Source organism: Pedomonas sp. V897 (assembly GCF_051304405.1).
GTDB lineage: Bacteria > Pseudomonadota > Alphaproteobacteria > Sphingomonadales > Sphingomonadaceae > Pedomonas.
This window is the reverse complement of record NZ_JBPPGG010000009.1, coordinates 1-20,051: the sequence shown is the minus strand read 5'-3', so window position 1 is coordinate 20,051 and position 20,051 is coordinate 1. Positions and strand designations below refer to the sequence as shown.

Below are 20,051 nucleotides of genomic sequence, written 5' to 3'. Positions count from 1 at the left end.
CGCCATCGTAGAGCAGCGTGCGGATCATCTGCGTCAGAGGGACTGACGCCTTGCCGCTGCTGTCCGCCGTCACGCCCTCGGCCGCCACCAACAGCGAATGCCGGCCTCCCCGCTCGACCGAGAAGGCCTGCCCCTCCCGGATGTAATAGCCGGGCGCGAACCCACGCAGCGCGATCGTGCTGCCCAGCTGCCCGCTGCCGTCCACCACGGGGCTGCCCGGGCTCCCGGGGGAGAAGCCGGGCTGGAAGAAGCGCATCCGCCCGCCCTCCGTCTGGGCGCGCGCCAGTCGGGCCGCCCAGATGCGGCCATGCGGCTCATAACGCATCGGGCGCATGGTGAAAGTGACCTGGTAGCGGTTGCCCAGCCGGTTGATGCGCTGTAGCGCGCCGCCGAGAGGCGGCGTCAGCACCGCACCAAAGTCCACAGGGCGAATGACAGCATCCGCCGGAGCCGGGGTGCTCGGCAGTTCGATCATCTGACGATGTTCCTGTGATTACGCGGGCAGAACGCCCGAGAGTGCCAGTCCTGCGCCGACCCCGAACGCCGTCACGCTCAGCACGGCGCAGCCCACACCGGCGATCTGGGCCCAGTGCCCCTTGCGATACGGCTCTAAATGGTCGAGCGCACCACCCTTCGAGCCCTTCAGAGCGTCCAGATGATTCCACGCCTCGAACTGGGAGGAGACGTAATAGAAGTTCTGGGACGCGAAAGCGCCAAGGTACGCCAGCAGGGTCAGCACCAGGCCCGCCACGAAGCAGCCAAACGCCACCCACAGGCTGCCGACATCGAGGCTGACCGCCCCGGAGTTGCCAATGACAGTGTAGAGGGCGACAATCGCGCCGCCATTGACGAGCATCAGCCCCTTCAGCGCCTGCTCCGCAAACGATGCCTGGAACTGGAGGCGCAGTTGAGACTCCGCTGTCAGCGCCTCGTAGTTCAGGCGTGCATGAGTACGAGCCTGATCATCGTTCAGCATTACAGCGGTCATCTTTCCTGCTTATCCCCATCGACCACCCGGAACGGGGTTCCGTTTCCCCTTTCCACGGCGCGCAGATATTCGGCAATCGCAATCAAATGCGGATTTGGTTCGGCATCTCCACCCACCTTGTCGCGTGTCTGCCCTATCAATCTCGCCTGAGCCTCAAGCAAGCTAATGATACCTTCGGCATGCGCAATTTCGGCCCCTTTCAGAATCCCAAAGATTACGCTCGTGACTGAGTGAAACGCGGCGGCAAGCTCACCGTACTCCTTCCAAAGTCGATCAAATGCCTCTTGGAGGCCGATTTCCTTTTTCATAATGGCAATCTCCTTCTTCCGTGTCGGGCTATGCTGGCCTGCGCGTCTGCGCTTCCGGCTGCCGTTGCGGCATGCATAGATTCTACAATCCAGCCCTTCACAGTGCTCGCCAACACTGCGTCCTGCGCATTGACGGTGATGTTGATGACCCGCCCGCCGCCCGTCATGCCCTGCAGCGCCCCATTCGGGATGATCGTCCCCGAGGTGGCCGGCATGAGGAGCTCAGGCCCCCGCTCCCCGACCAGATAGGCACGGCCCGCCGTCACCGGCCCGCCATTGGCGCGAGCCCCGCCGAACAGGCCACCGATCAGGCCGAAGATCCCGCCGCCGCCACCCAGGCGGCTGCCCTTGAGGGCGTCCGCCACAGAGCGCGCCAGCGGCTCAATAACGGTCAGCCGGATCACCATCTTGCCGAGGTCGTCAAGCAGGCCACTCAGCACCGAGCGCAGCCCCTTGCCCGCGAAGATGGCGTCCTCAAAACTGCTGCTCATGTTGGTTGCGAACTGCATGGCTGCCTGGTCCAGCTGACGGTATCGCTCAGCCGTCCGTTCGATTTCCTCCCGGGTCGCACGGACGCTGTCTAGATTGGCCAGTTCCCTCATGTTGACCTTCGGCAGCGCCAGCTTGGCAGCGCTGGAATCCATTATCTTGGGCTCGAGGCGCTTGAGGGCGAGACCATCCAGCCACTCCTGACGGGCTCGGTTGGCCGCAATGTCCCGCTCCATTGCGCTGATCGTGCCACGGGACAACGACTCCTGGAGAATCTTCATGTCCTTGACATACTGCGCCATCGCAGTCCGCTCCTTGAGCAAGGACTGGATGCGGGAATTGGAAGCTTTTTCCCACTCTTTGGCCGCCTTATCCTGCGCCTTGCTGGCCTTCTCCGTGGCTTTGATGGCTTCGAGTTCGGCCTCCTTCTTGATCTCCAGAGCCTTATACTCGCGATCAAACTGCTCCTGCGTGATCAGTTCCTTAGCCCGCTTCTCCGCCAAGGCTTCAACAGCCCGGTCAAACCGCCCAATCGCGGCAGCAGTGGGATCCAGTTCTTCCCTGATGCGCTGGATTGAGCGCGCCACGTCGGCACGGCGGAAGCCTTCCTCAGCAGTTCCAATCTCCTTGTTCAGGTCCGCTATTTTCTTTTCAAGTTTCTGGACCACAAGGCCAGCCTCAGCCGCCGAGGCCGCCATTGAAGGGTCTGCGATGCTGCCGGACGTAGCATCGGCGAGGCGCTTCCTGGCGTCCGCCAGTGTCTTGATGGCTTTAGCGCGCTCCTTTACAGCATCGTCATACTTCTCCCGGGCCTCCTCCTCTTCCAGCCTGATCTTTTTACCGAGTGTCTGGTTGTAGATTCCGGTCGCACGGTCCAGATCTTCGATGGCTTGGCGCAAGGTCTTTGAAGCGTTCGCGTGCTCCTCCGTCGCCGTCTTCCCCTCGGCCAGCTTCATCCAGAGCATGCCGACAGCCGACGTGGCCGCAAGTATCGCCGCGCCCCAAGGTCCAGTCATGAAGGATGCGAAGCGCCCGGCAGCGCCCTTGGCACCGTCGAAAGCCATCGCGACCTGCGGCCCCTGCTGGGCAAGGATCATGAATGGGTTCTGGCCGCCCACCAACTGGGCGCCGACGTCCGAGATCTGATAGCCCAACAGCCGCATACGCTGCTGCGATTGTGCTGATGCGAGGTCATGAGCCCTGAGCGCAGCCGAAGTCTGCTCCAGCCGCAGTTTCAGAGCAGATTCGACCGTCGCGAACTGCTGGGCCGATATCGCACCTTGCTGGAATAGCTGCCGCGCCTCGGCCAATTCCTTGTTGAACCTGCTCTGCGCCGCATACAGTGGATCAACAGACGACAGCAGCCGGTCCGCCGAAGCGGCAAGGCGCTCCTGCTCGGCTGCCGCCGTCTTGCTCGCGACCGACACCGCACTATCGAGGTTGGCCTTGAGCGCCTGAACGGCCCGGGCATGCTGCTCAACTGAAATCGCCCCAGCCTTCAGCAGCCGATCCGCCTCCTCCATCCCCTTACTGAAGCGGCTCTGAGCGGCATAAACGGGGTCGAGTGACGAGAGAAGCCTGTCGGCAGACCGAGCCAGCCTGTTCTGCTCCTGTTCCATCTTACGGGAGGATTTCTCAACCTCGGAAGTCACATCCCTCAGGGGGACGAGGAAGCTGGCGCTCTCCAGCACAATCGACGTGTGCAGACTTGCGACCTGCATGTTCGTCTCCGATGAAAAAGGCGGCTTTCGGGCCGCCTTTGCTTGTCACACCCGCGCAGTTCTATTTCTATTCCAGACAGCAGCCGGACATTTCGTGTCGCGCCGAAGCCATCCGCCGCCTCGTCGATCTCAGCCTTGAGGCCAGCAAGGCGAAGGGCCGGCGTCAGGACTGACGCCTCACCCGTTTCTGAAAATACTGGTAAATCGCCTCCGCCTCGGCCTTTAAGTCGCGCTCGACCGGTGGTTCCCACACCTTCAGAAAGTCGCCTGGCATAAGCACCTTGGCGCCCCCGGCCAGATTGCTGTTGTAGATGAGAGCCGCGAGGAGGCGGAAACAGTCGTCCATCCGCCGCTGCCCGAATGGCTCGACCAGGTCAAGCGCCATAAACTCGGTCAGTTCCTCGCTGGTGAGCAGCCGCCCCAGCTCGCGAGGGGTGCGGCCCATCGCGAGGCAGAGCCGAAGCAACAGCCTGCGCGTGGGCCGCTCGATCAGTTTTTTGCCGCCTCCTCAACGTGCGCGGGCGACAGTTTGGACTGCTCGACGATGGCGTCGTAGATCTTGTCGAGAGCGTCAGCCGATTTTGCCGCCAAGCGATCGATGTCATCCTCGGCGAAGATCGGACGACCTTTATCGTCGACGATACAGGCCGCTGCGTATCGGGCGCGGATATTGACCGGGACTCCGCTCTTCTTGGCGTCAGCATATGCCGCATCAAGAGCATCTCGCGCCTCGGCCGTCAGACCGCGCACGTACACCGAGCCTCCCCACTGGGGGACCTCGACCTTCTTGATCGGCAGATCGTCGATTTTCAGGATATCGTCGCGAGAGAGGATCTTGCTCATCATTCAACCGTAACATCACCAGTGGACGAAATGGTCACGTCAGCCTTCATCTGGGTGCCAGTCGCGGCCTTCGGCTGGAACAGGCTAACCGTCGCCTTGAAGGCGTACGTGATGCCGAATTCACCCGGGAGTACGACCTGAAAGTCGCGCTCAAGTCCGTCCAGATAGGCGTCCTCAAGTTCCTGCTGAGCGTCCACGTACCCGCCGCCGCCAGTCTTCGGCTTCAGATCCAGCTCAAACGACATATCGGTGCCGTCCGGAATATCGAGGATGTGCTCCTTCCGCGCCGAATCGAGCGTCGTAACATCAATCTTTTCGCGCTGGCCCGCCGGCACCGAGATCGACGCAATGCCGGGGATGGGCACATAGGCGCCGTCGATCTTGATCTTCAGCTGCGTGCCCTTGGAATGCACAGCCATAGCCGCCTCCTATGAAAAAAAGCCCGCACGCTGGCGGGCTGGCCCAGGTTTGTGATTTGATTGGGTCAGCTCTGGACCCAGACGTAGAACTCTCGCATTCGGCGATAGACGGGGCTCGGCGCTGCCCCCTCGCCGCCATCCCAATCATCGAAACCGCCGATCAGCTCCACATCGGCAATGGTCACACCGGCAATGGCCCCGGTGAAATCCTCGAGCGCCTCGACCACGGCATCACCAAGCCGCTTGGCCCCAGTTGCCGTGGATGCCCATGCGTCCACCTGCACGCGAGCCTGGCGGAGCCCGCCGACACCATCGAGATCGCGCGCACGGTCGATCTCGGCCATGTCGAGATAGACCAGATACGGCAGCGTTGCCTCATCCGGTGCGCGGGACGGGTAGATCCGGGTGCCGACCATCCCTGCAACGGCCGAATTCCCGGCCAACAGCTGGTAAATCGCGGCGTCCAGCATGTCACTTCTTCGCCTTTGCCCCGCGGATCCGCTTGGCTGCCCGCTCGATCAAGCTGTTCAGCTCGCCAAGCTGAATATCAACCGCCTGTTCCCGATGTTTTTCGAAGGCCGGGCGCATCCACGGCCGCGCCGCCATCTTGCGGGTTCCATATTCGAGGAAACGCCCCCAGAAGGCCTTCCCCACCGTTACCAGATGCACGACGTTGCCCTGTTTGCGGGACTTGTCGCGCCGGATACGAATGTTCTCCTTCAGGTGGCCGTAATCTGCCTTAACGACTGTGCCGTCCTTGCGCTTCCACGACTTGACGGTCGATCCGGGCTGATAAGGCGCAGCTTCAACGTACCGATCCCGCATATGCTGGGCAGCCTTCAGATTGGCGCGGTAGCCCGCCTTGGTCGCCCATTCCTCACCCATCTCCCGAAGGGCCTGCTCCAGCTGCTTTCCGCCGGTAAATGTAACCCGCACCCGAGAAGCCGCCATCACACCCTCCGCGCGTAGATGTCGAGCCAGCGCCGCCGACCGATCTCCTCGACGCGCACGATCTCGTACGGCACACCCTCGCACTCGACTCGCCCTGTCGTGGACACGTCCGGCCGGTAGCGGATCCGGAACCGCAACTCCTCGGCGCCCCGGGTCGCCGCCGCGAACTCCACCTCCCGGCCGGAGAGCTGCCGACGCGAGGCCCACACAGTCGCCACAGGCACCCACTGGACCGTCACATCGCCATTGACCGGATTCTGCGCCTGGTTCTGCCGGAGCAGCCTCAGGCGACGATCCAGCGCCCCGATCAGATCAGCCATAGCCTGTGCGGCTCCACCAGATGACGGAAAGTCAGCGGCAGCTCTGCCGAACCACTCGCCGCGCCCACCGGCGTGCGGGTCTCGTAGAAATGCGCCGCCAGGAACAGGATCGCCTGACGCAGCGTCACCGGCACTGCCTCGGCGTCCTCGTAGCCTGCCTCGGCCGTCACCGTGACCACCGCCCCGGGTGCCAGCTGCGGCCAGCACCCGCTCCGGCGCGCAATGAGAGCCAGCCGCCCGCGCTCGCGCAGCCGGTACTCGCTCGGCTCTATCGTCTGCGTGCTACCGTCCGCCGCCTCATAGCTGATCGACTGGATTGCCCGGATTGGCGCGCACGGGAGCGGCCGCGCCATATCCTCGAAACTGTCGAACTCAAACGCGACCGTTTGCGGCATCAGCAGCTGGCTCGTCATGGTCTGCACATGCTCGACCGCCGCATCGAGGTATCCCGCCAGCAGAGCGTCCTCCTCGTTGCCGTCCAGCCGCAGCTGCGCCCGCACCTCCTCCAGCGTGACCGGCGTTGCCGCGGGCGGCGTGATGATCCTCATGTCAGCACCTCCACCTGGCCGATGCGGATCAGCTGGGAGCGCTCGTCCGTCCGGCCCTGCGCCGTCGTGACCCGGTTGATGACCCGATACCGCCGCCCCCTCAGACCACCGGTCAGCATGCACGCCGTCACCGCGCCGCTGACGGCTTCGGACCCCGGCACCACCTGCAGATCGCCCGCCTGCGGCTCCCCGATCGGCTCCACCCGCCAGGTGCTGACGGTGATGGTGTCGTCCTCCGCCAGCTCCCAGGCGATCGGATAGTCGAGGTCAGCGCCGGCCGGTTTCATGCGGTACATCTTACACCCTCACATCCCTACTGCTCGTGCGGCCCGTGCCGCCGGCGCCCGGCCGCCCCGGAACGCCGGGGCCCGCCCCATCCGGCTGAACGCCGGGATGTAGGGCCGGCCGATGGCAGCTGACGGAGCGGCCACCATGATCGCAGGCAGCGACGCCGCCACCGCTGCGCTGCCGACTGCGGCCGCCTCTGGCGCGGCAAGGGTGATGACCGGCAGTGCGGCCAGGGCCACTGTGCCGGTCCCCGCATGCGCCTCTGGCGGCGAGATGGTGACGGTCGGCAATGCAGCCAGGAGCACCGCGCCGGTCGCTATCTGAGCCGCGGGCGCCGAGATAGCGACAGACGGGAGCGCCGCGGCCACAACCACGGACTGGCCGCCCCCGGCATGAGCACCCGGAGGCTGTACCGTAATCGACGGCAGGCCAGGTGTGGCCACAGCCCCACCGGCCACCGCGGCCGCTGGCGCAATCAGCGCCGCATCAGGCAGAACCGCCTCTACATCTGCACCGCCCGCCGCCACTGCCGCCGGCGGGCTGATCCCCACGGCTGGCAATGCCCCCGGCACCGCCGCCCCAGTGGCCGCGGACGCCGCCAGAGGCGCCGCAGTGATGAACGGGAGCGCAACATCGACCTCGACCGGCTCATCCCCGCCAATCGGCGGGTGATCGCCCAGATCGAGCGTCGCCCCGGCGCCGAGCGCGACCAGCGTGCCGTCCCAGACCTCACCAGCCAGCCCGTTGCGGAAAGAGCGCCGGTAGACCTGATACTCGGGGGCAATGGTCGCCGGGTCGGCCCCGCCCTCCAGTGCCTGCCGCTCTACGTCAGACAGGCGGTACCCGACCCAGACGGTGCATTCGGCGACCGCGCCAGAGAAAAAGTTCGCGCTGGTGTCGTTGGCCAGTAGCAGCCCCCGGCTCCCTGTCGCAGCTGGCGCAATGCCCGAGGTGGTTGACCCGACAGTACCGGCAGCGCCGCCCACGTGCAGCGAGTGGATCTGCTGAGCGTTGCCGCTGCCCGTGTTATCCGGCGCCCCGGAGCCCCGGATCACGGCGCAGACCGGCACCCACCCCCCGCCACTGAGCGCGCCGGCGACGTGCGCCATGCCCCGGCCCGCCTGGCTGGCGTTGTTCCCCCATTGCGTGTCGACTCCGGGACCTGCGACACAGCAGATCGACAGGTTGGTCGACCCAGACACATATGACGACCCGTTGAAGATCAGGAATCCTCGCGAGCGGGCCTGATACAGGCCGAAAATCCGGGATGCAATCGCGGGTGTCCCTATGGATTTAATCCAGAGAAAAACACTGAGATCGGCGCTGCCGATCCAGCTGGAGTCCAGGGCCTGGTAGAAGCCGCCGTCGCCCGAGCCACGCAGGGACATGGTGAACGCTGATTAGCTGGTGATCCGCAGGGGATCGGTGAAGGTCACCGTGAACGGGCCGCCCGAGGCCGTTTTATCCTCGCCGAAATCCACGTATGCGACCAGGAGATCATCCGCGGCCGCGCCCAGCACCTGATACAGGATCGCGCCGCGGGCGGTGATCGTGGCGTCCTCCCACGTCACATTGGCCGGCGTAATATCCACGCGGCCGTTCACGCCGTCCTTGCTAACCGTGAGGGTCACTGCCTTGCCGCCTGCAGTGTACCCCGCGCCGGACACCTCGCCGGACACCTCGGAGCGGTGCACATGCCCACGGTTCGGCGAGTAGCTGGCGCCGACCAGAAGCAGCTTGAACTGGTCCTCGGCGAAATCCACTTGTCCGCGCGCCAGCGCCTCCAGCGCTGCGGTGTAGATCAGCGATGCCATCAGTTGCCACCCTTCCCACCATCATTCTTGGCACCTTCATTCTTGGCGCCAGCCCTGCTGGGGACCTTCTCGGCATCGCCCTGCTTCACCAGAGCTTCCTCGATCTCAGGGCTGAACCCGGCAATCTCATCTTTGTTGTAAAGCGTGCCAACATTGGTCGGTTTCAGGAACTTCACGGCCATGCTCTTTCTCCTGTCTCGAAAAGCGAAGGGCGGCACACGCCGCCCCGCTAAGTCGCCTGAATTGATGGTATTACGCGCCCCAAGTGACCTTCTGCAGCACCGCGAACGCGGTGTCGTACCGGAGCTGCGTGTCGTGTTCCTCAATAATGCGGATCACAGTCTCATCATTGGAGAAGGCAGCACGGATGGTGCCGTTGTCGTCATACGCTGCGACATCGGATGCAGCGATCGTGACCGACATCGTGTCACCAATCAGGAACTGAGCGAAATCGCCGAAATAAATCTCGGACTCGTTGCCGCCTGATCCCAGATTATCCGGCACGGAGGTGGTTACCCCAATCTGGTAGCCATAGAGAGTACCATTGGCCACGCTCGGGAAGGCGATATTCCCGTTCCCATCCCGCAGGGTCTCAAGGAAGATCTTCGTGCGCGGCGACATGATCCAGCCGCAGCGGGCCATCGGCACATTTGCGTTCAACACCGCCAAGCGAAGCTTGCCGAGGTCTTCGGTGACGTTCGCCAGGTTGACCGTCGAGTTGGCATTGATCTTGTGCGATGAGGCGACAAGATTCAGCAGGCCAGCAGGCGCCGTCGAAGAGCCAGTCCCGCGCAGGAACTGCTGATCTTCCTTGAGCGCCACGGCCTCCACAAGATCGTCGCGCACCATGGCCTCAACGCCGATAGACGCCCGGCGAATGAGCTGGTTGGTAATAGGCACCAAGGCCGCCAACTTCTTGGCCGACATGGTGATCTGGCCCACGGTTACGTCGGTGGTCGGGAAAGCCACGCGCTCACCAATGTAGCTGGCCGAGGTGCCTGCCGTTTTCTTGCGCGTCGTCAAGTTGCCATCCGGCATGGGGACAGATCGTGCGCCAAGATGGCGAATGACCACCCGCGGCCGCAGGATATCGATGAAATCACGGCTGTAGGCAGTGTCGACCAAGAAGCCGCCCTTGGTGTTCGTCGACTGCTCCATGTTGGCCACAATCTGCCCCTGGGCCGTGCCCCACGTCTGCTCAGCAAAGTTGGCAGCCGCGCGCTGGTCCATGCCGGTTGCCGCCAGCGCCGTCACGATGCGGGCGAACTGGATGCCTGGCTCAAGCTTCTCGGCCACTTGAGCCGGAACAGTATGGGTCGCGCCTCCACCCTGCGGAACGTTGACCGGCCGGGCAGCGATGGCCTTGCGGTCGAGAAGGTCTTGCTCGCGCGCAATGGCTGCCTGGATCTTCTCACTATCGGCCTTCAGTTCCTCGAACCGCGCAGCCTCGTCCTCGGTCAGGTCGCGATCATTGTCAGCCTGCGCCGTAGCGAGAATGCTCTCCATCTCATCGACGGTGGCCGCCAGGCGCTGTTTCAGCGCGGTAATCCGCATAGCTCTCTCTCCATTAGTTAGAGTGGACGCGAAGGCGCGCCACCTCGAGTTGACGCGCCGCGGCTGTGCGCCTCGACGCAGCCGGCAAAGCAGACGTTGAAAGCCTCCGAATTGCGCCTTCCAGCCCATCGGCCTCAACACGATCGACCATTCCGGCCGCCTTCGCCTGCTTGCCCGTTTTTGTGCCGCCCGCGCCAAAGTCGCGCTTGACCGTCGCCTCGGTCACGCCGCGGCCGCGGGCCACATCTGCGATGAAGATTTCCTCAATCGCGTCGATCATCTCTCTGAGAGATGCCCGCCCCTCCTCTGTCGCCGGGTCCGGCCGCTTGTTCGGGGCGTTCGACGACACGATGTCGAGATGCCGTCGGCCATTGACGTCAGGCGCTTCCTGAATCGATGTGGACTGCACCACTCCGATCGATCCCACCCGTGCTGTCGGGTCTATGCTGATCTCTCGTGCGGCGGATGCGATCCAGTACGCCGCGCTCGCTCCGGTGCCCTCAACATGGGCATAAACGGGCTTCTCCGACTGGGCCACCATGCGGGCAAACTGCTGCACACCGTCAACAACGCCGCCTGGACTGTCCACCACGAGCAGAATGCGCCTTACATCGCGGCTCGCCTGGAGCGCCCGAAGATCAGCTGCCGCGATATCAAGGGTAGTTGCGCCAGATAGGGTCAGCAGATTCGAACGGGGGAAGATAGGACCGAAAATGGGGATGCAGCCCACGCCGCTCCTGATCGTCGACGTTCTGGTGCCAGCCGCCCTCTCCCCCATAACCGCCAGAGATGCAGCGATCCTCTCTTGGTGACCATCAGCGGCTACCTTCAGCACAGATGGGTGATCCAGTGCGCGCATGGCGATCGCTTCGATAGCCTCAAGATACTCCGGCAAAATCGCCCACGGCGTGCTTCGGATCGCCGCCAATACCCGCGCCGTCATGATTCCTCCCGTTCCGTTTTGCCGGGCTCTTGCCCCTCCAGCATGCTGCCAGAGCCAATGCGGTATTCATCGCCACCAGGGCGCTTATTGCGGTTTTCCATTTCCCGAACCTCGTTCGGGCTGAAAATCCCCTTGTCGATTGCAATGCTGTAAGCCTCGAAGCGGCTCTTGATGTCGCCCTTGAGCAAAGCGTCTGGCAGGAACTCAAAGTAATGACCAGGCTCGGCAAAGTAGAACGTCGCCGCGTTCGCCACACGCTCATAGTGCGGCATCATGTGATAGGTGATAAACTCAAGGCTTTGCTGCTCGATATTAGAAAACGTCGCGCGCCCGAGCTCAAACAGCAGATGGGGAGGAACGCCGAATGCTCTCGCCACCTCGATGACATAGAAAGTCCGGGTCTCGATATGCTGGGATGCCTTATGATCGTGGCTCAGCATTTTTACATCGAGGTCCTGGTCCAGGACTGCCACATCGCCCCCCTTCCGCGCACCCCGGAAGCGATTAATCCAGTCCTGGCGGATTAACGCCTTCTGCTCGGGATCGACCCGCCCCTTCGCCATGATCACTGTCGACGGCTGAGCGTTGTTCTCCCAGAAAGATCGAGCGTATTCCGCCGTCGCCACAGCGCCGGAGAGAGCTGTATTCATGAGACGGATACGATCGAAGCCCGTGAGCCCATCCCGGCTGAAACCGGGCACATGCCATATATCTGCACGCGTCAACCGCTCTCGCGAGCCATTGGGCAACATCACATCGTAGAACAGCTCAAGCCCATCTGCCTTATCCCATGCCTGGCTAATCACGGCCCCAGCAGGGTCGAGGCGCGACAGCGCCCGCGGGCGGTAACCCTCGTCTCTGTGAACAAAGGCATAGAAGCCCCCGGCGAAGATCATATCCCCGAGCAGAAGCTCTTTGAACTGGAACGGATTCTGGACGCCGTTCGGGCGCGAGTGGAACAGCTTGTAGAGTGGGTTATTCGCCGCTCGTTCACGCCCCCCATCTGGCAGGCGTCGATAGTAGATCAGAGGCGTCATTGCAAAGACGCCAGTCAGGATCTCTGCAGCACGAAGGACCGACGGCAAAGACATAGCTGTCCGCTGGGATACCTGCTGACCAGCGAGAGCCCCTCCACCCAGATTGAATACCGTCCAACCCAACTGGTCATTCAAGCCATCCGGCCCGGCCACCATCTGTCCGGACGGCGCATCTTTCCCTCGCAGAGCCTGCATCGCTGCACGAAGTCGCGAACCAAGACCCATATCAGAGCCCCGTGTACTCAAACGGCACTTCGTTCGGCGCGACCGCCAGCATCGGGTAGATCGAGTTTATCATGGCGTCCACCCCGTCAATCTTGGCCTTGCTGTCTGTATCGGGCTTTTTCGGCAGGATCGTCCCGTCCACCCGACGCTGCACGACAGCATTGCCGATCATCCACGTCATCACCGGATTGCCGTCATGCACCAGCATCGACGGCCCCACCTTGTGCCGGGCTTCCAGTTCCTTGGCGGCATCCGTGACGTTGCGCGCGTTCTTCGGCAGCACGACCGCGAACGGCTCATCACCGTTGCTGAAATCGTCGTTCAGCCTAGAGGCCATGGCCTGTGCAGCTGCAAACTGGTCGAACACGCAGCTGCGCACATTGAGCGCCGCCTTCAGGCGCCGGATCACCCGCTCGATGCGGTTGTGGTCGACCCAGTCACCCGGCGTGACATGGAGATGCCCGCCTTCCCGCCACTGCTGATACAGCGTGACGTTCTCACGCTCGGTCTGAGAAGCCCGCTGCAGCGCGGCCTCGGGCAACCAGAACCACGTTTTCGATATGATCCGATCACCGTCCTTTGCCGACAGAACCAGCGCCGTGATGTCGTCCTTATCTGCAAGGTCCGCGCCGATGTGGCACTCAAGGCCGCGGAAGGCCGAGAGCGGGACACGCTGACCGCACGCCTTCCACGACGACACATTCAGCCATGCCGACGATGCGCCCATCCAGATGTTAAGGTTCTTGGTCTTGAACTCAGCTTCGCCACCCGGAGATTCCTTCGCCTCGATTGCACAGGCTCGCATATATTCCGGCGATGGCGTGATGGGATAAAGCGGGTTGGCCTTTATCCAGTTGCACTCATCGTAAGGATCATCATCCTCATCGAGCGTGAAAATGATCCCGAAGTAATGCTCGGCTGTGACGGACTGCTCCAGCACCTTCGTCACGAACGAGCGCTGCTCATAACAGACGCCGTACATGTTGTAGCCTGCCGTGGTGATCATCCACAAGAGCGGCTGCTTGCGCGCACCAAACGCCGAACGGATCACGTCAAACAAGCCGCGATCTTTGTGCGCGTGCAGCTCGTCCAACACTGCCAGATGCGGGTTGTGCCCATCCTGAGTTGAGGACTTGGCATTGATCGTCTGTATCGACCCGCCATTGTCTGCGCAGGTAATAGCCCGCGCCCAAGCCTGGAGCCCAAAGGCCTCTTGCAAAGCCGGCGTTCGCAACACCATCTGACGGGCTGGGTTGAACACCTTCCACGCTTGGTGTCCAGTTGTGGCACCAATGAGGGTGAGCGGCCCCGGCTCCCCTTCGCAGCAGGTGCAGTACAGCGTCACCCCGGCCGTCAGAGTAGACTTGGCCCCCTTTCGCGCCATCTCGATATAGGCCATCGTGAAGCGCCGCAGGCCATCCGCCTTTCGGCGCCAACCGAACACGACGACCAAGATGAAGATCTGCGCCGGTTCGAGCGTGATCGTTGGCGTTTCCCACTGGCCCTCCACGTGTGGCAACTTCTCAATGAAGTCGCATACGTCGTACCCGTGCCAGGGGTCGAAGTAGTAGGGCCAGCTGTCCCCCTTGCGCTTCAGGTCGCCCAGATGCCGTTTGGCAGCCAGCCGGACCCACTTGCAGAACCTCTTGCCTGCCTCGTCGGCTACCGCCTTGCGGGCGTAGTCGTTGGCGATCGCAACGTAGTCCTTAACGCCGTCCATTTCGGGCGAACGGGTTGGCTTTCGCGCTGCCATCCGGCTTCACTCCAACACGGCTCTTGCGACCACCGATCCCCAGCAGTTCCCGCATCTGGCGCACGTTGGTCAGGTACGCCGCAGGCGGTGCAATCCCCTCCTTCCACGCCTTGCGGATCACCGCCGTCAGCTCGCAGTAGTCGGCGAACAACGAGCTATCCAGTTCGGTATTGCCGGCCGCAATCACACGGCCGATTTCCTCCTGCCAGACCACTTCCGCCTCAGGGGTCAGGCCCCCTTCCGGGATCTGCGGCGGGGATCCCGCCACCACCAACTCTACCCGGTCGGCATCCCTTACCGGCTGGAACGTGCCGCGCGCAGCCTTCACCGCGGGCGGCTCAGGCTTGCGGCCACGCTTCATTTTAATTCATCCTCAAATTTTAATTCGCACGCGCAGAAATTTGGGTGGGGGGCGGTCCCCGGGGGAAGCCCGCACCAGAGATCGGACCACCCCCCCCAGGGGGCCTACCACCGCAGGCCAGGGCGGGCGAAACCCTGGTCTCGCGCCGTGCGGCGGCTGTGGCATGGGCGGCAGAGCACCCGCAGGTTGCTCGGCTCCAGCCGCAGGTCGGGCCGCTCAGCCACGCTGATGATGTGGTCTACCTCAAGCACGGGCATCGTCGGCGTCGCGTCGCGCATCCACAGCGCGCCGATCCGCTTGCACTGGTCGCAACGCAATCCGCGCTCAACAATCACCGCGTCACGCAGCCGACGCCATGCTGCGTCGTACCCACGCTGCGCAGCGGTCAGCCTGCGATCGTCCAGCCGCCGCTTGCGCTCACGCGGCGACAGGCCAGGACGCGCGCCGATGCGTGGGGGTGCCTTGGCCATCCGAGCCTCCTGTATTGCTCGGCGCTCGCGCGCTTGCCGGATTGCCCAACGCACGGCCTCCGTACAGGCCATGCTCTGCCCGCGCCCGGTTTACCCAATAGAGGGAGCGCGCGCCTCGCGGCCGCCGCCGGTGTCGGCCGTCGGGATAGCGCGGGCGAGATACGAGGATGCGACAACGCCCCGGCGGTGAGGCCGAGGCGGACAAATAGTCAGAGGTGGAGGAGAGACCGCGCCCAAACGCATTGCGCCCCGGCGGTAAGGCCGAGGCGCAGCAATTGGATTGTGGTAATCTGTACCCGTTTAGACGTACGTCTGCAAGGCCTTAACGCTCACCTCGAACAACCCAGTGCGGACCATAATACATCGTGAGCAGGCGGTCGTCGTCTCCGACTTCAGCCCACCCAAGCTCAGGCGCCTTCACGCACACCGCGTCAAAGTCGCTGCCGTCGTCGGATATCGCCGTCACTTCCCAAAGGTCAGTTCCGTCCCGCGAAATCAGAACGCCCACCTTGAGCCAATCTGGCGTTGGCATCGGCCTTCCCCTTTCTCATCCGGTTCCGGGATGCGCTGCCCGCGCCCGGTTTACCCAATAGAGGGAGCGCGCGCCTCGCGGCCGCCGCCGGTGTCGGCCGTCGGGATAGCGCGGGCGAGATACGAGGATGCGACAACGCCCCGGCGGTGAGGCCGAGGCGCACGAAATGGATTGTGCCTATGTATAGCGGTTTACGGTGTACCGCGCAAGCTCTTACCGCTCGGCCTCCACCCGGTCAGCAGGGCCTCTATCGCGACCGACGCCGGCCCAGATATCTGGACCTCGCCAGACTCCCAGCGCCGCACCAGCCGCTTGCCATCGCCACCCAGGCGCAGCACATCGGCCAGCTGCGATTGCGTGAGACCCAGTCTCTGCCGGGCCTCTCTGACCTGCTCAGGAGTCATGTACATCATACACCTCACTCTACGCGCGGCCCGGCTGGTAACTCACTGCCTGACCAGCCGCATCCTCAATCCGGACCTCCGCAATCAGATCCTCCGCGACAGGGTCCGGCTCGCCACCAGATAGGCGGTGAGCGGAATACCACGCGACGATCAGTGATGTGACAAGGTCCCCTGTGGCGTCCGCAGGATCTAGGCCGCTTGCCTCCATAATGCTCTCTATGACCGAGAGATCGTATCTGACCATGCCGTCCGCGCACCGCGACAAACGGAGGTCTGAAAATTTCATTCCGACCGGTATGCCAATCCGCACCATATCGGTTCACTCCCCAAAAGAGGGCGGCCATCAGGTCGCCCTTGCGTGCCTCTCAGCAATTATCCTCGAAATCCTCGAGGCGGGTGTCGTCGTCAAACCAGAGGTCGCTGCGCTGCGGGAGACCCAGCCGCTCCGCCTCTTCGTCGCTGATCACTTCCATCCCGTAAACATTGATTTCACGGTCCTTGTTCAGGCCGCCCAGAGCAGCCTTCGCAACCGCCGGGTCCTGCGTCCAGCCATAGAGGGTCGGGCTGTTGTAGGCTCCAAATGCGTACCACATTGCTCTTCCTCCTCCACTGTATGGAGCTGGCCATCAAGCCAGCGTCCACTTGCCCTCGATGGTGTCGCCGTACCCCTCGCGTGTCGCGCCAGCGGATTCGAGGGTTTCGATCAGCTGGCTGAACGACGACCAAAAGCCGCTGCTGCAACAGCCCTTGCTGCCCTCGATCGTCAGGACGTTGCCCTTGACCCAGATTTTGAGGTTTCGGTCGCCGGCGCAGCTGCGGTCGAAACCCACAAGGTTGACATAGTGGCGATCCTTCCACGCATTCACGCCGCTGACGGCCGGGCAGTTCATCACGATTTCCAGAAGCTTCGACATATCCATTCTCCCGTGGTCCGGTGGGGCACTGCCCCGTTGCTGATGAACCTTATATAGAGGGCAAATTGCCCTCTTGTCAATAGAAAAAAGCACTACTCCAAAAATATCTTTAGAGCCGCCGATCGGTTGCGATGATGTCCGCCACGAACCGCACCACGGTCATCGCCGCAGCCTCTGCTCGCGCATTGGTGTACCCGAGGTCGGCCCCCGCCTCGCCCGTCCTGCGCCCGAACACCACAACGTCGGTGAACACGCTGAGGTACCGCGCCGGGATTTTCCGCGCCCACTCCCGCAGCTCGCTGATGGCCTCGCACTGCGCCAGCGTGTTGCCCGGGCCGAAAACCCCGCTCCTGCCACCAGTGCGGCCCTCGTAAGAAGCCGTCACCCGCTGCAGCAGGCCAGCAGCCTGGTACAGCTCGGCATAATACTCGCACGCCCTGTGCTGCTGCTCGGTGATGATGCCGCGCGCCAGCCACTCATCGATGGGCGTCCCGGCAAAATCCCGATGCACCTTCGCCCGCCGATCCTGGTGGCTCTCCAGCTCGACGTCGACCAGCCGAAACGCCCCCTTCGCAGCCCGCTCCGGCGTCGGGCCGAGGATTTCCGGTGCGCGCGCCCGCTTCTTTGCCGCTTTGGCCATAGTCTACCCCGCAAAATTTTCGGACATTTTTGTCCGCTTTTCCTTGACAATCGGACTTTTTTGTCCGATATTGCCCACATGAACGGCGACGAACTCCTTCGCAGGCTCCGGCAAGCCGCCAACCGAAAGGGCCAGACCTTCCAGGCGAAGCCCGGCAAGGGCGACCATGTGAAGGTCTACATCGGCTCCCGGATGGCCCCGATCCCCGGCCGCAAGGAGGAGATCAAAACCGGGACCCTGCTCAGCATCCTGCGGATGCTCGGGCTCACGAAACAGGATCTGGAGTAGGAGTAAGAGACGATGAGACTGGCCTACGGCGTCCGTATCCGCCCCGCATCCGAATGGGCAGAAGGCGAAACCGGGTTTGTTGCCACCATCCGCGACTTCGATGGCGCCGCCACCCAGGGCGAGACCATCGAGGAAGTGACGGCGCGTGCCGCCGATCTGCTCTACACGCTGATTGAAGATATCATTGAGCGGGGCATGGATTTGCCTGCACCCACGGCGCTTGAGGAGGGAGAAATCCTCGTTGACGCCCCCTTTGATATCGCCGCCATCGCGTCCGTTTATCTGTCCATGCGAGCGCAGCGCATCAGCAAGGTTGAGCTGGCACGGCGCATGGGCAAGGACGAGAAAGAGGTGCGGCGCCTGCTCGACCCCAGTCACGGCACGAGAATCAGCACCGTTCGCGCGGCCCTTGAGGCTCTTGGCCAAAGGGTCAGCCTTGACCTCGCGCCAGCGTAAACCGTATTCGATCATCATTTGGGAAGCCTCCGCTCAAGCACCGGTTGCGGCTGCCTCGGTCCGAATACCTTCTGCGCCAGCAGCTCAAGCTGCTTCTGATCCGCCCAGCTCTGCAGCCATGCCGGGTTGATGCAGACCACTCCATGCTCGTGCCACGCCCTGGCGCACGCCCGCCGAGCGTCGCCCTCCTGAGGCTCCCGCGCCAGATGCGCAAACCGCCGCAACGTGCTCATCGTGCCACACGCTCCACCGTGCGCGGCCGCTGGCGCCCGTACCTGACCCAGTGCGCCGAGGTGATGCCGTGCTCTCCCAGAGCCCGCTCGATCTCGCGGACGAGCGCGGGCGTCAGGGATCCCACGCCGCCGATGATCTCCGCCGTGTCGCCCCGGATGATCGCGGTGGCCGCGAAATCGTATCCCGGTCCGCCCGCCGCAGCGACGGCACGACCCTGATAGTCGCGCCCGGCGCGGATGATTGCCACGACGACCTCCACATCAGCCAGCATCGGGCAGCCTCCCATACTCGTACACGCCGCTCGACCGCCGGATCACCTGCCAGACCTCGGGCTCAACACCGTCCGCCGTCACCGTGAGCACCACCGGGTCGGGCGGCTGGCGCGTGACCACCCACTGGTGTACCGCCACCTCGTCGCTGACTGCCTCCACCGTCTCGGTCACGCCGCCCGCCGTGATCGACCACACCCGGATGGCACCCTCACCGTCCTGCTGCTCGGTCATGCGTCCTTCCCCCTCTCCAGCTTCGCCGCTGCGTCATCGATTGCGGCCTCGATGGTCGGCCCGGCACCGGTGACCCGCGTGACCGGCCCGGCATTACCGCCTGCTGTGAGCGCCAGCTCCACCCAGTGCCGCGCCTCGAACAGCTGGGCGCCGAGCGGCCCGAGGCGGCGGCGCGCGATGTCGAGCAGGTTCATGGCCGCCTCGCTCACGCCATCAGCCCGCGCTCTTGAGCCCACTCATGGGCAGCCTTGAGGGCCCGGTAATTCCACCACTCGTCGTCGCTCCAGCCCGCCTGCTTCGGGTTCTCCGCGACCCATTTCAGGGCGTAGGCTCGGATGGCGAACGGGCGCTCGGCGGCGTACATCTCGGCGATGCACTCGCGGATCTCGGCCAGCGTCGGGAACCACTTCAGCGAGCGGCGGAGCTTGATCGTCGCGGCTTGCACGAGGCGCGCAGGAATGCCCTCAAGGTCCTCGGCATAGACCGCCAGGCGCACCGCAAGCTCGTCTGCGTCGTCGCGACCCGCGACCATCACGGACAGGCCGCCAAGAGCATTCAGCAAGCCGTCCTCGTCGGACGGGGCCAGCGCCACTTCCCAAGCCGAAACCAGCTCACCCGCAGCCTCTCGCAGTTCGGGCGTCACCTCATGCGCCGCGAGCGGCTTTCCGCTCTCGTAGGATGGCATGCGCGCGATTGACGGCCGTGGCCGCGGTTTCCAGTCGGCTGGGTTTTTGACCGGCACGAGAACCGCGCTCGGGCTCTCCGCCACCAGTTGCAGCTGACGCGATGCGTTTTGCGTGTGCATGTCGAATTTCCCTGTCGAAATACCTGAGCGAGTTGATCGCCTCAGGCGCGGTGCTGGTGAGGCGCTGGACGGTGGGCAGGATGTCGAGACCCGGGTCGCATCCGGCCTGGAGCCATCCGCTCACGGTGTCGACGTCCCGGGTGATGGCCGCCGGGGAGACGTTCGCGATCCCGGCGATGCGTGCGCAGTGGTCGGCGAGCTCGACCGCGCTGGCCGGGATCACTTCGCCCTCGACCGGCTCGT

32 protein-coding genes are annotated in these 20,051 nt (G+C 63.6%); 3 read left to right on the top strand and 29 right to left on the bottom strand.

Annotated elements, in window-relative coordinates; genetic code table 11:
* From ACSJJU_RS14515 to ACSJJU_RS14500, 4 genes are all read right to left on the bottom strand, one after another.
* On the bottom strand, positions 1–475 hold a 475-nt coding region (locus ACSJJU_RS14515; protein ID WP_435916303.1), incomplete at its 3' end, for a hypothetical protein.
* A gap of 18 nt (positions 476–493) precedes the next feature.
* Positions 494–988, bottom strand: a complete 495-nt coding sequence (locus tag ACSJJU_RS14510; RefSeq protein WP_435916302.1) for a hypothetical protein — start codon at positions 986–988, stop codon at positions 494–496.
* Complete coding sequence (locus ACSJJU_RS14505) at positions 985–1,296, bottom strand: hypothetical protein (protein WP_435916301.1); 312 nt, start codon at positions 1,294–1,296, stop codon at positions 985–987. The genes ACSJJU_RS14510 and ACSJJU_RS14505 overlap by 4 nt, the downstream gene beginning before the upstream one ends.
* On the bottom strand, positions 1,293–3,506 hold the full coding sequence (locus tag ACSJJU_RS14500; RefSeq protein WP_435916300.1) for a phage tail length tape measure family protein: 2,214 nt from the start codon (positions 3,504–3,506) through the stop codon (positions 1,293–1,295). Before ACSJJU_RS14500 ends, ACSJJU_RS14505 begins: the two co-directional genes overlap by 4 nt.
* Before the next feature lie 11 nt (positions 3,507–3,517).
* Here ACSJJU_RS14500 and ACSJJU_RS14495 point away from each other — a divergent pair, with 11 nt between their 5' ends.
* Entirely contained in the window at positions 3,518–3,679 is a 162-nt protein-coding gene (locus ACSJJU_RS14495; protein ID WP_435916299.1) for a hypothetical protein, read from the top strand.
* On the opposite strand, the gene ACSJJU_RS14490 is transcribed toward ACSJJU_RS14495, so the two are convergent.
* The 20 genes from ACSJJU_RS14490 to ACSJJU_RS14395 all read right to left on the bottom strand — a co-directional run bounded on the left by ACSJJU_RS14490 (position 3,670) and on the right by ACSJJU_RS14395 (position 17,522).
* Entirely contained in the window at positions 3,670–3,951 is a 282-nt protein-coding gene (locus ACSJJU_RS14490) for a phage tail assembly protein T (protein WP_435916298.1), read from the bottom strand. The genes ACSJJU_RS14495 and ACSJJU_RS14490 overlap by 10 nt on opposite strands.
* Before the next feature lie 44 nt (positions 3,952–3,995).
* Entirely contained in the window at positions 3,996–4,352 is a 357-nt protein-coding gene (locus tag ACSJJU_RS14485; RefSeq protein ID WP_435916297.1) for a hypothetical protein, read from the bottom strand.
* A complete protein-coding gene (locus tag ACSJJU_RS14480; RefSeq protein WP_435916296.1) occupies positions 4,349–4,768 on the bottom strand; it encodes a hypothetical protein in 420 nt (139 codons plus the stop codon). Before ACSJJU_RS14480 ends, ACSJJU_RS14485 begins: the two co-directional genes overlap by 4 nt.
* 65 nt (positions 4,769–4,833) lie before the next feature.
* Entirely contained in the window at positions 4,834–5,238 is a 405-nt protein-coding gene (locus ACSJJU_RS14475; protein ID WP_435916295.1) for a DUF3168 domain-containing protein, read from the bottom strand.
* A 1-nt stretch (position 5,239) separates the two neighbouring features.
* Positions 5,240–5,719 (bottom strand): HK97-gp10 family putative phage morphogenesis protein, encoded by a 480-nt coding sequence (locus tag ACSJJU_RS14470; protein ID WP_435916294.1) that lies wholly within the window; start codon positions 5,717–5,719, stop codon positions 5,240–5,242.
* Positions 5,719–6,039, bottom strand: coding sequence for a phage head closure protein (locus ACSJJU_RS14465; protein WP_435916293.1), 321 nt, complete (start codon positions 6,037–6,039; stop codon positions 5,719–5,721). The genes ACSJJU_RS14470 and ACSJJU_RS14465 overlap by 1 nt, the downstream gene beginning before the upstream one ends.
* Entirely contained in the window at positions 6,027–6,587 is a 561-nt protein-coding gene (locus ACSJJU_RS14460; RefSeq protein ID WP_435916292.1) for a head-tail connector protein, read from the bottom strand. Before ACSJJU_RS14460 ends, ACSJJU_RS14465 begins: the two co-directional genes overlap by 13 nt.
* Positions 6,584–6,874: a phage fiber-tail adaptor protein gene (locus ACSJJU_RS14455; protein ID WP_435916291.1), complete on the bottom strand. Its 291-nt coding sequence runs from the start codon at positions 6,872–6,874 to the stop codon at positions 6,584–6,586. The genes ACSJJU_RS14460 and ACSJJU_RS14455 overlap by 4 nt, the downstream gene beginning before the upstream one ends.
* An 18-nt stretch (positions 6,875–6,892) precedes the next feature.
* Positions 6,893–8,263, bottom strand: coding sequence for a hypothetical protein (locus ACSJJU_RS14450; RefSeq protein ID WP_435916290.1), 1,371 nt, complete (start codon positions 8,261–8,263; stop codon positions 6,893–6,895).
* Between the two features lie 12 nt (positions 8,264–8,275).
* Positions 8,276–8,689, bottom strand: a complete 414-nt coding sequence (locus tag ACSJJU_RS14445; protein ID WP_435916289.1) for a hypothetical protein — start codon at positions 8,687–8,689, stop codon at positions 8,276–8,278.
* Positions 8,689–8,871: a hypothetical protein gene (locus ACSJJU_RS14440; RefSeq protein WP_435916288.1), complete on the bottom strand. Its 183-nt coding sequence runs from the start codon at positions 8,869–8,871 to the stop codon at positions 8,689–8,691. Before ACSJJU_RS14440 ends, ACSJJU_RS14445 begins: the two co-directional genes overlap by 1 nt.
* Positions 8,872–8,941: 70 nt before the next feature.
* A complete protein-coding gene (locus tag ACSJJU_RS14435) occupies positions 8,942–10,243 on the bottom strand; it encodes a phage major capsid protein (RefSeq protein WP_435916287.1) in 1,302 nt (433 codons plus the stop codon).
* A gap of 13 nt (positions 10,244–10,256) precedes the next feature.
* Positions 10,257–11,186: a S49 family peptidase gene (locus ACSJJU_RS14430; RefSeq protein WP_435916286.1), complete on the bottom strand. Its 930-nt coding sequence runs from the start codon at positions 11,184–11,186 to the stop codon at positions 10,257–10,259.
* Positions 11,183–12,448, bottom strand: coding sequence for a phage portal protein (locus ACSJJU_RS14425; RefSeq protein WP_435916285.1), 1,266 nt, complete (start codon positions 12,446–12,448; stop codon positions 11,183–11,185). Before ACSJJU_RS14425 ends, ACSJJU_RS14430 begins: the two co-directional genes overlap by 4 nt.
* Position 12,449: 1 nt before the next feature.
* Positions 12,450–14,201, bottom strand: a complete 1,752-nt coding sequence (locus ACSJJU_RS14420) for a terminase large subunit (protein WP_435916284.1) — start codon at positions 14,199–14,201, stop codon at positions 12,450–12,452.
* Positions 14,155–14,562 (bottom strand): hypothetical protein, encoded by a 408-nt coding sequence (locus ACSJJU_RS14415; protein ID WP_435916283.1) that lies wholly within the window; start codon positions 14,560–14,562, stop codon positions 14,155–14,157. The genes ACSJJU_RS14420 and ACSJJU_RS14415 overlap by 47 nt, the downstream gene beginning before the upstream one ends.
* Before the next feature lie 104 nt (positions 14,563–14,666).
* Positions 14,667–15,032, bottom strand: a complete 366-nt coding sequence (locus tag ACSJJU_RS14410) for an HNH endonuclease (protein WP_435916282.1) — start codon at positions 15,030–15,032, stop codon at positions 14,667–14,669.
* Between the two features lie 1,301 nt (positions 15,033–16,333).
* On the bottom strand, positions 16,334–16,561 hold the full coding sequence (locus tag ACSJJU_RS14405) for a hypothetical protein (protein ID WP_435916281.1): 228 nt from the start codon (positions 16,559–16,561) through the stop codon (positions 16,334–16,336).
* Positions 16,562–16,594: 33 nt separating this feature from the next.
* Positions 16,595–16,882 (bottom strand): hypothetical protein, encoded by a 288-nt coding sequence (locus ACSJJU_RS14400; RefSeq protein ID WP_435916280.1) that lies wholly within the window; start codon positions 16,880–16,882, stop codon positions 16,595–16,597.
* A gap of 109 nt (positions 16,883–16,991) precedes the next feature.
* Entirely contained in the window at positions 16,992–17,522 is a 531-nt protein-coding gene (locus tag ACSJJU_RS14395; protein ID WP_435916279.1) for a hypothetical protein, read from the bottom strand.
* Between the two features lie 60 nt (positions 17,523–17,582).
* Here ACSJJU_RS14395 and ACSJJU_RS14390 point away from each other — a divergent pair, with 60 nt between their 5' ends.
* Together ACSJJU_RS14390 and ACSJJU_RS14385 are read left to right on the top strand one after the other, a co-directional pair.
* The gene (locus tag ACSJJU_RS14390; protein WP_435916278.1) at positions 17,583–17,810 is read left to right on the top strand and encodes a type II toxin-antitoxin system HicA family toxin; all 228 of its coding nucleotides are present in this window, start codon (positions 17,583–17,585) and stop codon (positions 17,808–17,810) included.
* Positions 17,811–17,822: 12 nt separating this feature from the next.
* Positions 17,823–18,266 carry a type II toxin-antitoxin system HicB family antitoxin gene (locus ACSJJU_RS14385; RefSeq protein WP_435916277.1) on the top strand — a complete coding sequence of 148 codons (444 nt, stop codon included), beginning with the start codon at positions 17,823–17,825 and terminating at the stop codon, positions 18,264–18,266.
* A 229-nt stretch (positions 18,267–18,495) separates the two neighbouring features.
* On the opposite strand, the gene ACSJJU_RS14380 is transcribed toward ACSJJU_RS14385, so the two are convergent.
* From ACSJJU_RS14380 to ACSJJU_RS14360, 5 genes are all read right to left on the bottom strand, one after another.
* Complete coding sequence (locus tag ACSJJU_RS14380) at positions 18,496–18,771, bottom strand: hypothetical protein (protein WP_435916276.1); 276 nt, start codon at positions 18,769–18,771, stop codon at positions 18,496–18,498.
* Complete coding sequence (locus ACSJJU_RS14375) at positions 18,761–19,003, bottom strand: hypothetical protein (protein WP_435916275.1); 243 nt, start codon at positions 19,001–19,003, stop codon at positions 18,761–18,763. The genes ACSJJU_RS14380 and ACSJJU_RS14375 overlap by 11 nt, the downstream gene beginning before the upstream one ends.
* Positions 19,000–19,212: a hypothetical protein gene (locus ACSJJU_RS14370; RefSeq protein ID WP_435916274.1), complete on the bottom strand. Its 213-nt coding sequence runs from the start codon at positions 19,210–19,212 to the stop codon at positions 19,000–19,002. The genes ACSJJU_RS14375 and ACSJJU_RS14370 overlap by 4 nt, the downstream gene beginning before the upstream one ends.
* Positions 19,209–19,688 (bottom strand): hypothetical protein, encoded by a 480-nt coding sequence (locus ACSJJU_RS14365; RefSeq protein ID WP_435916273.1) that lies wholly within the window; start codon positions 19,686–19,688, stop codon positions 19,209–19,211. Before ACSJJU_RS14365 ends, ACSJJU_RS14370 begins: the two co-directional genes overlap by 4 nt.
* Positions 19,648–20,051: hypothetical protein (locus ACSJJU_RS14360; protein ID WP_435916272.1), on the bottom strand; the 404-nt coding region annotated here is incomplete at its 5' end. The genes ACSJJU_RS14360 and ACSJJU_RS14365, both read right to left, overlap by 41 nt.

Excerpts from the sequence above, each read along its gene's own strand:
- ACSJJU_RS14490 (WP_435916298.1), bottom strand. The coding sequence starts at position 3,951 with ATGGGCCGCACCCCTCGCGAGCTGGGGCGGCTGCTCACCAGCGAGGAA.
- ACSJJU_RS14425 (WP_435916285.1), bottom strand. The coding sequence starts at position 12,448 with ATGGGTCTTGGTTCGCGACTTCGTGCAGCGATGCAGGCTCTGCGAGGG.
- ACSJJU_RS14455 (WP_435916291.1), bottom strand. The coding sequence starts at position 6,874 with ATGAAACCGGCCGGCGCTGACCTCGACTATCCGATCGCCTGGGAGCTG.
- ACSJJU_RS14440 (WP_435916288.1), bottom strand. The coding sequence starts at position 8,871 with ATGGCCGTGAAGTTCCTGAAACCGACCAATGTTGGCACGCTTTACAAC.
- ACSJJU_RS14400 (WP_435916280.1), bottom strand. The coding sequence starts at position 16,882 with ATGTCGAAGCTTCTGGAAATCGTGATGAACTGCCCGGCCGTCAGCGGC.
- ACSJJU_RS14420 (WP_435916284.1), bottom strand. The coding sequence starts at position 14,201 with ATGGCAGCGCGAAAGCCAACCCGTTCGCCCGAAATGGACGGCGTTAAG.
- ACSJJU_RS14380 (WP_435916276.1), bottom strand. The coding sequence starts at position 18,771 with ATGCTGGCTGATGTGGAGGTCGTCGTGGCAATCATCCGCGCCGGGCGC.
- ACSJJU_RS14435 (WP_435916287.1), bottom strand. The coding sequence starts at position 10,243 with ATGCGGATTACCGCGCTGAAACAGCGCCTGGCGGCCACCGTCGATGAG.
- ACSJJU_RS14500 (WP_435916300.1), bottom strand. The coding sequence starts at position 3,506 with ATGCAGGTCGCAAGTCTGCACACGTCGATTGTGCTGGAGAGCGCCAGC.
- ACSJJU_RS14465 (WP_435916293.1), bottom strand. The coding sequence starts at position 6,039 with ATGGCTGATCTGATCGGGGCGCTGGATCGTCGCCTGAGGCTGCTCCGG.
- ACSJJU_RS14445 (WP_435916289.1), bottom strand. The coding sequence starts at position 8,689 with ATGGCATCGCTGATCTACACCGCAGCGCTGGAGGCGCTGGCGCGCGGA.
- ACSJJU_RS14470 (WP_435916294.1), bottom strand. The coding sequence starts at position 5,719 with ATGGCGGCTTCTCGGGTGCGGGTTACATTTACCGGCGGAAAGCAGCTG.
- ACSJJU_RS14415 (WP_435916283.1), bottom strand. The coding sequence starts at position 14,562 with ATGAAGCGTGGCCGCAAGCCTGAGCCGCCCGCGGTGAAGGCTGCGCGC.
- ACSJJU_RS14410 (WP_435916282.1), bottom strand. The coding sequence starts at position 15,032 with ATGGCCAAGGCACCCCCACGCATCGGCGCGCGTCCTGGCCTGTCGCCG.
- ACSJJU_RS14480 (WP_435916296.1), bottom strand. The coding sequence starts at position 4,768 with ATGGCTGTGCATTCCAAGGGCACGCAGCTGAAGATCAAGATCGACGGC.
- ACSJJU_RS14510 (WP_435916302.1), bottom strand. The coding sequence starts at position 988 with ATGACCGCTGTAATGCTGAACGATGATCAGGCTCGTACTCATGCACGC.
- ACSJJU_RS14375 (WP_435916275.1), bottom strand. The coding sequence starts at position 19,003 with ATGACCGAGCAGCAGGACGGTGAGGGTGCCATCCGGGTGTGGTCGATC.
- ACSJJU_RS14430 (WP_435916286.1), bottom strand. The coding sequence starts at position 11,186 with ATGACGGCGCGGGTATTGGCGGCGATCCGAAGCACGCCGTGGGCGATT.
- ACSJJU_RS14365 (WP_435916273.1), bottom strand. The coding sequence starts at position 19,688 with ATGCCATCCTACGAGAGCGGAAAGCCGCTCGCGGCGCATGAGGTGACG.
- ACSJJU_RS14485 (WP_435916297.1), bottom strand. The coding sequence starts at position 4,352 with ATGATGAGCAAGATCCTCTCTCGCGACGATATCCTGAAAATCGACGAT.
- ACSJJU_RS14495 (WP_435916299.1), top strand. The coding sequence starts at position 3,518 with ATGAAAAAGGCGGCTTTCGGGCCGCCTTTGCTTGTCACACCCGCGCAG.
- ACSJJU_RS14505 (WP_435916301.1), bottom strand. The coding sequence starts at position 1,296 with ATGAAAAAGGAAATCGGCCTCCAAGAGGCATTTGATCGACTTTGGAAG.
- ACSJJU_RS14395 (WP_435916279.1), bottom strand. The coding sequence starts at position 17,522 with ATGGCCAAAGCGGCAAAGAAGCGGGCGCGCGCACCGGAAATCCTCGGC.
- ACSJJU_RS14405 (WP_435916281.1), bottom strand. The coding sequence starts at position 16,561 with ATGTGGTACGCATTTGGAGCCTACAACAGCCCGACCCTCTATGGCTGG.
- ACSJJU_RS14450 (WP_435916290.1), bottom strand. The coding sequence starts at position 8,263 with ATGTCCCTGCGTGGCTCGGGCGACGGCGGCTTCTACCAGGCCCTGGAC.
- ACSJJU_RS14475 (WP_435916295.1), bottom strand. The coding sequence starts at position 5,238 with ATGCTGGACGCCGCGATTTACCAGCTGTTGGCCGGGAATTCGGCCGTT.
- ACSJJU_RS14385 (WP_435916277.1), top strand. The coding sequence starts at position 17,823 with ATGAGACTGGCCTACGGCGTCCGTATCCGCCCCGCATCCGAATGGGCA.
- ACSJJU_RS14460 (WP_435916292.1), bottom strand. The coding sequence starts at position 6,587 with ATGAGGATCATCACGCCGCCCGCGGCAACGCCGGTCACGCTGGAGGAG.